14 protein-coding genes are annotated in these 11572 nt (G+C 72.7%); 4 read left to right on the plus strand and 10 right to left on the minus strand.

The features are described 5' to 3' along the window. Window positions 1-2: 2 nt before the first annotated feature. From WD341_RS13065 to WD341_RS13100, 8 genes are all read right to left on the minus strand, one after another. Complete coding sequence (locus tag WD341_RS13065; protein ID WP_368425906.1) at window positions 3-290, minus strand: acylphosphatase; 288 nt, start codon at window positions 288-290, stop codon at window positions 3-5. 2 nt (window positions 291-292) lie between these two features. Continuing rightward, the gene (locus WD341_RS13070; protein WP_368425907.1) at window positions 293-1051 is read right to left on the minus strand and encodes an SDR family NAD(P)-dependent oxidoreductase; all 759 of its coding nucleotides are present in this window, start codon (window positions 1049-1051) and stop codon (window positions 293-295) included. Window positions 1052-1073: 22 nt separating this feature from the next. Continuing rightward, window positions 1074-1478 carry a hypothetical protein gene (locus WD341_RS13075; protein ID WP_368425908.1) on the minus strand — a complete coding sequence of 135 codons (405 nt, stop codon included), beginning with the start codon at window positions 1476-1478 and terminating at the stop codon, window positions 1074-1076. 42 nt (window positions 1479-1520) lie between these two features. Further along, window positions 1521-3116, minus strand: coding sequence for a CHAD domain-containing protein (locus WD341_RS13080; RefSeq protein WP_368425909.1), 1596 nt, complete (start codon window positions 3114-3116; stop codon window positions 1521-1523). A gap of 179 nt (window positions 3117-3295) precedes the next feature. Beyond that, window positions 3296-4075, minus strand: coding sequence for an SDR family oxidoreductase (locus WD341_RS13085; protein WP_368425910.1), 780 nt, complete (start codon window positions 4073-4075; stop codon window positions 3296-3298). A gap of 23 nt (window positions 4076-4098) precedes the next feature. Next, a complete protein-coding gene (locus tag WD341_RS13090) occupies window positions 4099-4788 on the minus strand; it encodes a DnaA/Hda family protein (RefSeq protein WP_368425911.1) in 690 nt (229 codons plus the stop codon). After that, complete coding sequence (locus WD341_RS13095) at window positions 4785-5921, minus strand: AI-2E family transporter (protein ID WP_368425912.1); 1137 nt, start codon at window positions 5919-5921, stop codon at window positions 4785-4787. Before WD341_RS13095 ends, WD341_RS13090 begins: the two co-directional genes overlap by 4 nt. Before the next feature lie 56 nt (window positions 5922-5977). Next, a complete protein-coding gene (locus WD341_RS13100) occupies window positions 5978-7339 on the minus strand; it encodes a DUF2066 domain-containing protein (RefSeq protein ID WP_368425913.1) in 1362 nt (453 codons plus the stop codon). 158 nt (window positions 7340-7497) lie between these two features. Here WD341_RS13100 and purM point away from each other — a divergent pair, with 158 nt between their 5' ends. Next, window positions 7498-8568 carry a phosphoribosylformylglycinamidine cyclo-ligase gene (gene purM / locus WD341_RS13105; protein ID WP_368425914.1) on the plus strand — a complete coding sequence of 357 codons (1071 nt, stop codon included), beginning with the start codon at window positions 7498-7500 and terminating at the stop codon, window positions 8566-8568. A gap of 35 nt (window positions 8569-8603) precedes the next feature. Next, window positions 8604-9233, plus strand: coding sequence for a phosphoribosylglycinamide formyltransferase (gene purN, locus WD341_RS13110; protein ID WP_368425918.1), 630 nt, complete (start codon window positions 8604-8606; stop codon window positions 9231-9233). Here purN and arfB read toward each other — a convergent pair. Then, window positions 9230-9652 (minus strand): alternative ribosome rescue aminoacyl-tRNA hydrolase ArfB, encoded by a 423-nt coding sequence (gene arfB, locus WD341_RS13115; protein WP_368425915.1) that lies wholly within the window; start codon window positions 9650-9652, stop codon window positions 9230-9232. The genes purN and arfB overlap by 4 nt on opposite strands. A gap of 103 nt (window positions 9653-9755) precedes the next feature. Here arfB and WD341_RS13120 point away from each other — a divergent pair, with 103 nt between their 5' ends. Further along, on the plus strand, window positions 9756-9881 hold the full coding sequence (locus WD341_RS13120) for a hypothetical protein (protein ID WP_368425916.1): 126 nt from the start codon (window positions 9756-9758) through the stop codon (window positions 9879-9881). 67 nt (window positions 9882-9948) lie between these two features. Here WD341_RS13120 and ndk read toward each other — a convergent pair whose 3' ends face one another. Beyond that, complete coding sequence (gene ndk / locus WD341_RS13125; RefSeq protein ID WP_368425917.1) at window positions 9949-10371, minus strand: nucleoside-diphosphate kinase; 423 nt, start codon at window positions 10369-10371, stop codon at window positions 9949-9951. A gap of 150 nt (window positions 10372-10521) precedes the next feature. On the opposite strand from ndk, the gene WD341_RS13130 reads away from it, so the two are divergent. After that, on the plus strand, window positions 10522-11572 hold a 1051-nt coding region (locus WD341_RS13130), incomplete at its 3' end, for an ABC-F family ATP-binding cassette domain-containing protein (RefSeq protein WP_368425919.1).

An 11572-nucleotide genomic window follows, 5' to 3' on the forward strand; every position in this document is an offset into this window, starting at 1 on the left:
CCTCAGGCCGTCGGCCGCTGCTCGAAGCCCGGCGCCGGGCTCTTCTCCGACTCGGCGACCTCGACCGTCTCGACCCGGGCGCGCTCCGGCCCCTCCTGGCACAGCTGCAGCATCGCCTCGACCGCCTCGGCGCTGCCGGCGAAGAGCGCCTCGACCGAGCCGTCCCGGCGGTTGCGCACCCAGCCGTCGAGCCCGAGCCGGCGCGCCTCCCGCAACGTCCAGGCCCTGAACCAGACGCCCTGGACGCGGCCATGGACGCGGACCAGGGCCTGCCGCTCGTGGGTCGCCATGGCTACAGACCGGCCCGCTTCAGCAGCTCCTCGTCGCGGATCGAGAGCTCCTGGCCGGCCAGGTCGGCGGCGGCCTCGCCGCACAGCCAGGCGACGACGGCGGCCGGGCGCTCGACCTTGGCGAGCTCCGCGCGGGGAATGCGGCTGACCGGGTTGATGCCGCTGGCGCGGATCTGGACCTGCATCTCGGTATCCACCGTGCCGGGGCCGAAACCGAACACCCGGACGCCCTTGGCGCCGTACTCCAGGTGCAGGGAGCCGGTCAGCATGGCCAGGCCCGCCTTGCCGGCGCAGTAGGCGCTCCAGCCCTCGAGCGGCCGGTGCGCGGCGCCCGAGGAGATGTTGACGAGGACCCCGGCGCCGCGCTCGACCATCGAGGGCAGCACCGCGCGCGCCATCAGGAACGGCCCGCCCAGGTTGATCCGCAAATTGTCCAGCCAGTCCTCGGCGTCGCAGTCGGCGAGCGGCCCGATCGGCTGGATGACGCCGGCGTTGTTGACGAGGATGTCGACCGGCCCGTACGCCTCGCGCGCGGCGGCGACCAGGGACTCGACCTCGGCCGGCAGGCTGACGTCGCAGGCCACGGCCTGGGCCGTGCCGCCAGCCTCGCGGATGCGCGCCGCAACGACCTCGCAGGCCGACAGGCCGCGCGCCGTGACCACGACGGCGGCGCCCGCCGCCGCCAGCGCCTCGGCGATCGCCGCGCCGATGCCCCGTCCGCCGCCGGTGACCACCGCGACCTTGCCGTTCAACTCACCCATCGTTCCTGCTCCTCGGCTGGCTTCACGCCCCTGGATACATCGCCAGGAAGACGAGCGAAACCGCCCGGCGCGCCGCCGCCTCCCAGTCGGGTCGCCGAACCCAGTGGTCTTCCAGCGTCAGCAGGGGCTCGGCCCTGTTCTCGTGCAGCAGGCGGTTGCGCAGGCCGCGCAGCCAGAGGAGCTCCTCGGCCGGCACCGCCTCGTGTCGCCCCGAGACCTCGGCCTGCGACTCGACGATGGCGCCGGCCAGGATCACGCAGGCGACCCAGGCGCCGGCGCAGTAGCACGCCTGGAGCTCGACGGTCAGCGCCGTCGCCTGCTCCGAGAAGCGGCTGCCGCCGTGCCGCGCCTGCTCCTGCTGGCGCGCCTCGAACCAGAGACGACGATCGTCCCAGGTCAAGGGGTCGGGCTGCTCCAGATGCTCCATGAGCCGCGATCCTCCGGCTTGCCGCTTCGAGGTGGGGCGCCGTCAGCGCGTCCAGAAGGGCTTGGCCGCCCGGTAGGCCCGCCAGGCCTCGGCGAAGCGGCCGAGGTCGGCCTCGATCCGCGCCGCCTGCCAGCCGATCACCAGACCGGCCGCCCGGGGCTCGAGGCGGCGCTTCCGATCGGCGCCGCCGGCGGTCTCCAGCTCCTCGATCAGTCGGTGGCCGACCACCGCGTCGTTGAGCGTGCCCAGGGTGTCCTGCAGCGCAACGAGGCGCTGGAGCAGGCGCTTGACCGCCTTGGCGCCGTAGAGGCCGCGGAAGAACTCGACGGCGTAGCGCAGCTTCTTCGCGGCGATACGCACCTCGTGCAGCTCCGCCTCGCCGCGCCCCTTGCTCCTGCGTGCGCTCTTCCGCAGCGCCTTGGCGCGCTTGTCGAGCAGCGAGGCGGCGAGCGCGGCGACCGGACGGCCCACCGCGTCGGAGCCCTCCCGCCGCCACCCGCCGTCCTCGAGCCACAGCGCCAGCCGCAGCAGCAGGCGGCTATAGCGCACGTCGCAGAGCGCCGCCCGCGCGGTGCCATAGGCCTGGGTGCACGCCGCCGCCGCGGCCTTGTCCAGGCGGCCGAGGCTGGGTTCCGCGGGCAGCCGGCGGGCCAGCGGCGTCAGGGTCTCCAGCAGGAAGACGTCCCAGTCGCGCGCCGGCCCCAGGCTCTGCTGCAGCCAGCGCAGCTCCTCCTTGAGGAAGGCGACGGCGTCCGGCGCCATGATCGAGCGCATCAGCGAGACCAGGGCGCGCAGCCGGCGCACCGCGACGCGCAACTGGTGCACGCCCTCGGGATCGGCACCGGCCAGCACCGCCGACTCGTTGGCCCGCATCTGCTCGAGGCAGCCGCGCGCCAGCAGGTCGAAGGCCTCGGCAGCGCTCATCGAGGTGCGCAGCTCCGGCTTGGCGGCCTTGCTGGCCGCCGGCGCGGCCGCTGCGAACAGGTCGTAGCCGCGCGCCGCCTTGCTGCGCGGCTCCAGGCGGAAGGCGAGCTCCTCGGACAGCAAGAGAGCGAGCTCGTAGAGCCGCGCCGGCGGGCCCGACTTCAGCTCCAGCTCGGCTTCGCTGATCGCCTCGCTGCGGCTGTCGGCGCGGATCTCCCCGAGGTCGAGGGCCAGCTCGATCTCGGCGTCGGCCATGCGCAGGAGCAAGGTGCGCCGGTCGATGTCGGTCGAGAAGACGGGTTCCAGGCGCTCTGCCAGCCGCTCGTCGAGCAGGAAGGCGCGCAGGGTCTCGTCGGCGACCAGCAAAGGATCGGGCCGGTCGCTCTCGGTCGCGCTCTCGTGCTCGATCAGGTGCTGGATGCCGGCGAGCTCGGCGTCGCGCGTCCGGTAGGCCGCCCCGCCGCGCTCGGCGGCCAGGGCGGCGTAGCTGTCGGGCGAGATCTTGAGGGTCTGCAGGCGCTGCCCCCCGGTCTCGCGCAGCCGCAGCGCCATCCGCCGGTCACGCAGCAGCAGCTCTTCGGTGTCGAAGTAGGTGCCGACCAGGCGCCGACGCTTGGCCCGGCCCTGCGCGATCATCCGCACGAAAGGATGCCGGCGCAGCTTCTCCAGCTGCGCCGGCGCCATGCTCAGCTTGAGCTCGATCTCCTCAGCCATCGGCCGCCGGACGATCGGCGAAGACCCCGGTCATGCGCCCTACCACCCCTGCGCCCCTGCCACCCATGTGCGAGTGTCATGAAACCGTCATAAAACTAGACGACTATCAGGATCGGTCTAGTTCGGGTGGCCTGTCAATATGGCGCGGCGGCGTGCGGTCGCGGTCGGCCCCGGGGCGGCTACAGCGTGCCCGGATAGGCGCCGCCGTCGAGCAGCAGGTTCTGGCCGGTGATGTAGCCGGCGTGGGCGCTGGCCAGGAAGGCGCAGGCGACCCCGAACTCCTCGATCGTGCCGAAGCGTTTCGCCGGGTTGGCCTTGCGGCGCTCCTCGAAGACCTGCTCCAGGCTCTTGCCGGTCTTCTTCGCCGTCGCCTCCGCGGTGCCGCGCAGGCGGTCGGTGTCGAAGGGCCCCGGCAGCAGGGCGTTGATCGTGACGTTGTGCTCCACGGTCTTGCGCGCGATGCCGGCGACGAAGCCGGTCAGGCCCGCGCGCGCGCCGTTCGACAGGCCGAGGATGTCGATCGGCGCCTTCACGGCCGAGGAGGTGATGTTGACGATGCGCCCGAACTTGCGCTCGATCATGCCGTCGACCGTCGCCTTGATCAGCTCGATCGGCGTCAGCATGTTGGCGTCCAGCGCCGCGATCCAGTCGTCGCGGGTCCAGTCGCGGAAGTCGCCCGGGGGCGGGCCGCCGGCGTTGTTGACCAGGATGTCCGGGTTCGGGCAGGCGGCCAGCGCCTTCTCGCGGCCCTCCGGCGTGGTGATGTCGCAGGCGACGGCGGCGACCGGCACGCCGTAGGCCTGGCGCAGGGCCTCGGCCGTCGCCTCCAGCGTCTCGGCGGTACGCGCCACGATGGTCAGCTCGACGCCCTCGCCGGCGAGAGCCATGGCGCAGCCCTTGCCCAGGCCCTTGCTGGCGGCGCAGACCAGCGCCCTGCGTCCGCGGATACCCATGTCCATCAGGCCGTCTCCTTCGTCTTCCTCTAGGGGTCGGTGGGGCTCTCCAGGACCGCCCGGGCGGTCGCCTGGGTGACACCGCCGCCGGCCGCCAGCGCCCGGCTGTCCAAGGCCTCGACCAGCTGCCGGGCGGCAGCATAGGTGCGTTCCATGCGCGCCACCAGGTAGGTGATTGCGCCCTGCGTCGGCCGCAGCTGCCGGTCGGCGAACAGCTTGATCAGCAGGCCGGCCATCAGCTCGTCGTCGGGCGGCCCGAGACGCGCCGCCGTGGCTGTCGCCAGGCGCGAGGCCAGGTCCGGAAGCGCCAAGGGCCAGCGCGCCGGCTCGAGCCCGGCCGTCAGCAGCAGTGTGCCGCGCCGTTCGGCCAGCAGGTTGTAGAGGTGCAGCAGCCCCTCCTCGAGCGCCGGGCGGCCGGCGACCGCCGCGGCGTCGTCGAGCAGCGCGGTGCGTGCGGTGCCGAGCCGCTCGGCGAGCCGATCCCCATCGAGCTCGGCGGCGACGAAGGCGGGCGCGCCGCTGACGCCGCGCCAGACCTCGGCCAGATGGCTCTTGCCGCTGGCCGGCGGGCCGACCAGCGCCAGGGCCGTCGAGGGCCAGTCGGGCCAGCGGTCGATCCAGGCGACCGCGGTCTCGTTGCAGGGCGCGACGAGGAAGTCCGCCCGCCCCAGCGCCGGGCGCTGCGGCAGGGTCAGGACGAGCTGGGCCGGCGCGCTCATACCGGCGGATCGCGGTCTGGCTCGGGGTCCCGCTCGATCGCCGGCTCGGTGCCGCCCATCGGCCCCGGGCGGGCGGCATCGCCGGAGGTGTAGAGGGGGCTGGCCAGATACTCCGACAGGCTGTAGCGGATCAGCACGCCGATCACCGCCGCCACCGGAATCGCCAGCAGTACGCCGGTGAAGCCGAACAGGGTGCCGCCGGCGAGCAGGGCGAAGATCACCAGCACGGGATGCAGGCGGATCCGGTCGCCGACCAGCTTCGGGGTCAGGAAATTGCCCTCGGCGGCCTGTCCGACGAAGAAGATCGCCGCGACCGCGGCGACGCGCCAAGCTTCCTCGAACTGCAGCAGCGCCAGCCCGACGCTGAGCAGCAGGCCGATCGCCGCGCCGAGATAGGGGATGAAGGACAGCAGGCCGGCTATCACCCCGACGATCAGGCCCGAGGGCAGGCCGACCGCGGTCAGCCCGGCCGCATAGAAGGTGCCCAGGATCATGCAGACCATGCCGACGCCGCGCACGTAGCCGGAGAGAATGTCGTCGGTCTGGCGGGCGAGGCGGCGGATGGTCGGCGCCTGGCGCCGCGGCAGCCAGCCGTCGATCTTGGCGACCATCCGGTCCCAGTCCCGCAGCAGGAAAAAGGCCACGATCGGCGTCAGGAACAGCAGCGACAGGAAGTTGACCACCGCCAGGCCGCCGGTCAGCAGGCCGCCGAGCAGGGTTCCGACGATCTCCGTCAGCCGGCCCAGCTGATCGGAGAGCGCGTCGCGGACCTTCTCGAGCAGCGCCCCGTCGGCCTGGGGCTCGACCCGGGCCAGCAACCCCTGCAGGCCTTCGCGCAGGAGGTCGGCGAGCTGCGGTATCCGCGACGCCAGGCTGGCGGCCTGCTCCGCCAGCATCGGCACCAGCAGTCCCAGGAACAGCAGAAGCAGGATGACGAAGGCGACGGTCACGACCGTGGTTGCCCAGGCCCGCGACAGGCCGGCCCGCTCCAGACGATCGCAGACAGGGTCGAAGAAGTAGGCGATCGCCATGCCGGCGACGAAGGGCATCAGGATGTCGCGCAGCAGGTACAGCGACAGGCCGAAGACGACCAGGCCGATCGCCCAATAGCGCAGCTGCCGCTCTGCCGTCATGATCCCCGCCCCTTGCTGGCTTCGTCCCCGGAAGGGATCGCCCGCGCCCGCTTCGCCTACTGTGCCGGCACCTGGACCGGTCGGCCGCTCGCGTCGGTCAGCGGCCGCACCGTCGAGGCCGCGCCGCCCTCGGTGGCGGCCGGCGCTGCCCCGCTCCCAGGCGGGCTTTGCGGCTGGCTGCTCGGCTGGCCGTCCAGTTGGCCGCTGGGCTGGCTGTCGAGCTGGCTGCCAGGCAGCGTCTCGAGGCTGCCGTCGCCGCCCAGCGGGGCGCTGTCGATCTGCAGGGCGGCCCGCGTCAGGCGGATCTGCCAGGCCGGCTGCCCCGGCGCCGCCACGCCGATCTGCTCGAGCGCGAGGTCGACCTGCGACAGGGCGCGCTGCAACTGCATCGGATCGCCATAGTAGACGAGGCCGATCTCGGCGGCGGTGCGCGTCACGCTCAGGGTGTAGTGGTCGCGCACGGCGGCCAGCTGGCCGAGCCGGCGCTGCACCTCGACCAGCTCGTCGAGGCTGTTGACCGGCACCAGGGCCTCGAGCTGGGCCTGCTGGTCGTAGCGCAGCTGGTTCTGGTCGAGCCAGTTGCCCTGGAGGGAGTCGGTGAGGCCTGCGGCGGCTCGGGCCAGCATGGCCTTCAGGCTCTCGCCCTGCTGCTGCGTCACGCTCTCCTCGCTCGACTGCGCCGGCCCCTGGCCGCCGGGATAGCGCCGGTTGGCGATCCTCAGGGTCGCGTTGCCAGCCGCGGGGTCGCCGCTCAGGCTGGCCCGCGAGACCAGCACGTCGCCGGCGTCGTAGCGGCGAGCCATCTGGGAGAAGGCGTCGGGATCGCCGGCCTCGGCCAGACCGGCATCGACCGAGGCGATGTCCTCGAGGTCGCCGAGCGGAGCGACAACCGGCACGAGCCGGTGATCGGAGCCGTACCGCTGCCAGGCCGCCAGCCAGGGGTTGTCGCCGGCCCACAGCGTCGCCGAGCCCCCCCCGCCGTAGAGCGGCAGGACCAGGATCGGGCGGCTCTGGGTCTCGGCGTAGGGGATGTTGTTGCTGCGCAGGAACTGGCGGACCTGGTCGGCCCGGAACTGCACGGTCAGGTCGGCGATGTAGCGGTTAGGCGAGGTCTGCTCGCCGGAGACCCGCATGCTCTGGACGTAGTAGTCGCTGAGCTCCGCGGCCGAAAGCGGCGGGATCAGCGCCCGGGTGTCGGGCGCGACCAGGCGCTCCCACAACTCCCGCACCGCCTCGACCTGGCCCTCGGCCATCGCCTTGTCGCGCGCCGCGGTCACGCTGTCCGCGGTGGCGTCCAGATGCACGTCGGACACGGTGAAGAGATCGGCGCGCGCGGGCGACAGCGCGGCGCCCGCCGGCAGCACGAGCAGCGCCAGCAGGGAGAGGGCGGAAAGCCTGGCAAGCGGCCTCAGGATCATTGCAACGCCTTTGCGGTTCGCTATGCTCCCGCGCGCAGTGGCGCGGGCCGGGTGGGCCTCTGTACCAGTGATAGCGCAGGCGTCACCGGGGCACAAAGGGCAAGGGCAGGACGGCCGGCTGCCGCGCCGCCGGACCAGCGACGGAGACCAGGCCGACCGTGACTGAGGGACCCCCCGACGTGCCGCGCACCTACAAGGATGCCGGCGTCGACATCGACGCCGGCAATGCGCTGGTCGAGGCGATCAAGCCGCTGGCGAAATCGACGGCGCGCGCCGGCGCCCTCGGCGGGCTCGGCGGCTTCGGCGCCCTCTTCGACCCGCGCGCCGCCGGCTACAGCGACCCGCTGCTGGTCGCCACGACCGACGGCGTCGGCACCAAGCTCAAGGTCGCGATCGAGGCGGGCCGGCACGACACCGTCGGCATCGACCTGGTCGCCATGTGCGTCAACGACCTGGTCGTGCAGGGCGCGGAGCCGCTGTTCTTCCTGGACTACTTCGCGACCGGCAGGCTGGACCCGGCGGCCGGCGCCGAGATCGTCGCCGGCATCGCCGAAGGCTGCCGTCAGGCCGGCTGCGCCCTGGTCGGCGGCGAGACCGCCGAGATGCCTGGCATGTACGCGGCCGGCGACTACGATCTGGCCGGCTTCTCGGTCGGCGCCGTCGAGCGCGGCCGCCAGCTCGACGGCACGGCCGTCGCCGAGGGCGACGTCGTGCTGGCTCTGGCATCCAGCGGGCTGCATTCCAACGGCTTCTCCCTGGTCCGGCGCGTGGTCGCCGATCTCGGGATCAACTACCGAGCCCCGGCTCCGTTCCAGCCCGAGGTCACGCTGGCCGAGGCCCTGCTGGTGCCGACGCGGATCTACGTGCGCCCGCTCTTGGCCGCGATCGCCGCCGGCGGCGTCCACGCCCTGGCCCACATCACCGGCGGCGGACTGCCGGAGAACCTGCCGCGCGTGCTGCCCGAGGGCCTGGCCGCCGAGCTCGACCCGGCCTGCTGGCGCCGCGCGCCGGTCTTCGACTGGCTGGCCGAGGCCGGCCGGGTACCCGAGGAAGACCTCTACCGCACCTTCAACTGCGGCGTCGGCATGGGCGTCGTCGCTGGCGCCCGCGAGGCCGAGGCCCTCGCCGCCCGTCTCGTCGCGGCCGGCGAGACCGTTACCCGGATCGGCCGGATCGTCCGGCGCGGCGCGGGGCCGTCGGTACGCTTCGAGGCCGGAGCCGCCGGGTGAGCGGGAGCGGCGCCAGCAGGACCCGGGTCGGCGTGATGATCTCCGGGCGCGGCAGCAACCTGCAGGCGCTGCTCGAGGCCGCGACCCGGCCCGGCTACCCGGCCGAGATCGGCCTCGTGCTGTCGAACGTCGCCGAGGTCGAGGGCCTGGCGCGCGCCGCGGCGGCCGGGGTCGAGACCGCCGTCGTGCCGCACCGCGACTTCGCCGATCGCCGCAGCTTCGAGAAGGTCGTCTCGATGCGCCTGGAGGAGGCCGGCTGCAGCCTGGTCGCCCAGGCCGGCTTCATGCGCGTCGTCACGCCCTGGTTCGTGGCGCGCTGGCGCGACCGGCTGATCAACATCCATCCCTCGCTGCTGCCCGCCTTCCCGGGCCTCGACACCCACGCCCGCGCGCTCGCGGCGGGGGTCAGGCTGCACGGCTGCACGGTCCACTTCGTGCGCGACGAGGTCGACCAGGGCCCGATCATCGGCCAGGCCGCCGTGCCGGTGCTGCCCGGCGACACGCCCGAGGCCCTGTCCCGGCGCGTCCTCGCAGCCGAGCACCGCCTCTACCCGCGCTGCCTCGCCCTGGTCGCCGCCGGCCGCACGCGCCTGGACGGCGAGCGGGTCCTGCACGACGGCGGCGCCGAGGCCGACGCCCAGCTCATCGTGCCGGCGGAAGGCTAGCCTTCCCCCTTCGGCGCCTTGCGCAGGCGCTTGGTGGCGCCGCGCTGGGTCTTGGCGTCGGTGCGCTTGCGCTTGGCCGAGCGGCTCGGCCGGGTCGGCACCCGGAACTTCGGCGGCACCGCCGCCTCGCGGATCAGCGCGACCAGCCGCTCGACCGCTTCCTGGCGGTTGTCGAGCTGGCTGCGGTGGCTGCGCGCCGTGATGACGATCTCGCCCTCCCGGGTCAGGCGGCTGCCGGCCAGGCGCTTCAGGCGCGCCTTGACCGCGGCCGGCAGCGAGGGCGAGTGGCGCAGGTCGAAGCGCAGCTGCGCCGCGGTCGCGACCTTGTTGACGTTCTGGCCGCCCGGGCCGCCGGCGCGGATGAAGGTCACCGAGATCTCGGATTCCTCGAGCGCCAGCTTGCCGTCGATCTCGATCATGCCGCTCCTCCAGCACGCTTTGCCGCCGCTCGGGCCTTGTCGAGGGCAGGCTATTTACGTATCACAGGCGGCGAGACGATTGGATGGGACGGGACCGATGGCCATGGCCGACAACGACCAGCTGACGCAGGAGCGCGAGCGGTTCTTCAAGGGCAGCGTGAAGTTCGCGACCTACGCCATCGCGCATGTCGCGGTGCTCCTGCTGCTCATGCTGATCTTCCTGGCCTGAGCGGCGGGAAGTCAGCCCGAACGACCGAGGGGCGCCCCTCGTCCTTTCCGGCGACCCTTGCGACCGGTCAGCCGACGATCTCGGCCTTCTCGAAGAAGAACCGGATCTCGATGTCGGCGTTCTCCTCGGAGTCCGAGCCGTGCACCGAGTTGGCCTCGATCGATTCGGCGAAGTCCTTGCGGATCGTCCCCTCGGCGGCGTTGGCCGGGTTGGTCGCGCCCATGACCTCGCGGTTCTTGGCGACGGCCTCCTCGCCCTCCAGGACCTGGACGACGACCGGGCCGGAGATCATGAAGCTGACCAGGTCGTTGAAGAAGGGCCGCTCCTTGTGGACGGCATAGAAGCCCTCGGCCTGCTCGCGGGTCATCTGGAGGCGCTTCTGCGCGACGACGCGCAGGCCGGCGCTCTCCAGCCGGTCGATGATCTTGCCGGTGATGTTGCGCCGGGTCGCATCCGGCTTGATGATCGAAAAAGTGCGCTGGACGGCCATCGCTGGGCTCCTCTCGCGTGAGCGTTGCGGTTCGTGTCTGTGGGTGAGGCGCCGGCCTTATAGCCATGCCGCCGGGCCGCGGCAATGGGCGAGGACGCGCGACGTCAGCTCACAGGTGCATGGCCGGGCGAGCCATGCTAGATGGCCGCCATGCTGCATATCAACGAGCTCACCTTCCGCCTGGGCCCCCGCGTCCTCCTGGAGCGGGCCACGGCTGCGATCGACAAGGGCTGGCGCGTCGGCCTGGTCGGCCGCAACGGCACCGGCAAGACCACCCTGCTGCGCCTGATCGACGGCGAGCTCGCCCCCGACGGCGGCGACGTCCGGCTGGCCGGTCGGGTCCGCACCGGCCGGCTGAAGCAGGAAGCGCCGGCCGGCCCCCAGACGCTGATCGACTTCGTGCTCGCCGCCGACCGGGAGCGCACCGAGCTGCTCGCCGAGGCCGAGACCGCGACCGACCCGCACCGGATCGCCGAGATCCACGAGCGCCTGACGATCATCCGCGCCGACAGCGCGCCGGCGCGCGCGGCGCGGATCCTGGCCGGCCTGGGCTTCGACGAGGCGGCGCAGCAGCGTTCGCTCGACGAGTTCTCCGGGGGCTGGCGGATGCGCGTGGCCCTGGCCTCGCTGCTGTTCAGCGAGCCCGACCTGCTACTGCTCGACGAGCCGACCAACCACCTCGACCTGGAAGCCTCCTTCTGGCTGGAGAGCTATCTCGTCTCCTATCCGGGGACCGTGCTGCTGGTCAGCCACGACCGCGGCCTGCTCAACCGCGTGCCGACCAAGATCCTGCACATCGACGCCGAGAAGCTGACGCTCTACAGCGGCGACTACGACACCTTCGAGCGGACCCGCCGCGAACGCCTGGAGCACGAGGCCTCGAGCAACGCCAAGATCCAGGCCCAGCGGCGGCACATCCAGGCCTTCGTCGACCGCTTCCGCTACAAGGCCTCGAAGGCGCGTCAGGCGCAGTCGCGCATCAAGATGCTGGAGAAGCTGCAGCCGATCAACTCGGTGGTCGAGAGCCAGACGGTCGCCTTCGACTTCCCCAAGCCCGAGGCGCTGTCGCCGCCGATCATCGCGATGGACGGCTGCGCCGTCGGCTACGAGCCGGGCCGGCCGATCCTCAAGGACCTCGACCTGCGCCTCGACATGGACGACCGCATCGCCCTGCTCGGCGCCAACGGCAACGGCAAGTCGA

This window comes from Tistlia sp. (assembly GCF_040905785.1).
GTDB lineage: Bacteria > Pseudomonadota > Alphaproteobacteria > Kiloniellales > DSM-21159 > Tistlia.

What these genes read in the sequence shown, in the direction of transcription:
- WD341_RS13080 (WP_368425909.1), bottom strand. Translation starts at nt 3,116, where the DNA reads ATGGCTGAGGAGATCGAGCTCAAGCTGAGCATGGCGCCGGCGCAGCTG.
- WD341_RS13095 (WP_368425912.1), bottom strand. Translation starts at nt 5,921, where the DNA reads ATGACGGCAGAGCGGCAGCTGCGCTATTGGGCGATCGGCCTGGTCGTC.
- arfB (WP_368425915.1), bottom strand. Translation starts at nt 9,652, where the DNA reads ATGATCGAGATCGACGGCAAGCTGGCGCTCGAGGAATCCGAGATCTCG.
- WD341_RS13070 (WP_368425907.1), bottom strand. Translation starts at nt 1,051, where the DNA reads ATGGGTGAGTTGAACGGCAAGGTCGCGGTGGTCACCGGCGGCGGACGG.
- WD341_RS13100 (WP_368425913.1), bottom strand. Translation starts at nt 7,339, where the DNA reads ATGATCCTGAGGCCGCTTGCCAGGCTTTCCGCCCTCTCCCTGCTGGCG.
- WD341_RS13085 (WP_368425910.1), bottom strand. Translation starts at nt 4,075, where the DNA reads ATGGACATGGGTATCCGCGGACGCAGGGCGCTGGTCTGCGCCGCCAGC.
- WD341_RS13120 (WP_368425916.1), top strand. Translation starts at nt 9,756, where the DNA reads ATGGCCGACAACGACCAGCTGACGCAGGAGCGCGAGCGGTTCTTCAAG.
- WD341_RS13075 (WP_368425908.1), bottom strand. Translation starts at nt 1,478, where the DNA reads ATGGAGCATCTGGAGCAGCCCGACCCCTTGACCTGGGACGATCGTCGT.
- ndk (WP_368425917.1), bottom strand. Translation starts at nt 10,371, where the DNA reads ATGGCCGTCCAGCGCACTTTTTCGATCATCAAGCCGGATGCGACCCGG.
- WD341_RS13090 (WP_368425911.1), bottom strand. Translation starts at nt 4,788, where the DNA reads ATGAGCGCGCCGGCCCAGCTCGTCCTGACCCTGCCGCAGCGCCCGGCG.
- WD341_RS13065 (WP_368425906.1), bottom strand. Translation starts at nt 290, where the DNA reads ATGGCGACCCACGAGCGGCAGGCCCTGGTCCGCGTCCATGGCCGCGTC.
- purN (WP_368425918.1), top strand. Translation starts at nt 8,604, where the DNA reads ATGATCTCCGGGCGCGGCAGCAACCTGCAGGCGCTGCTCGAGGCCGCG.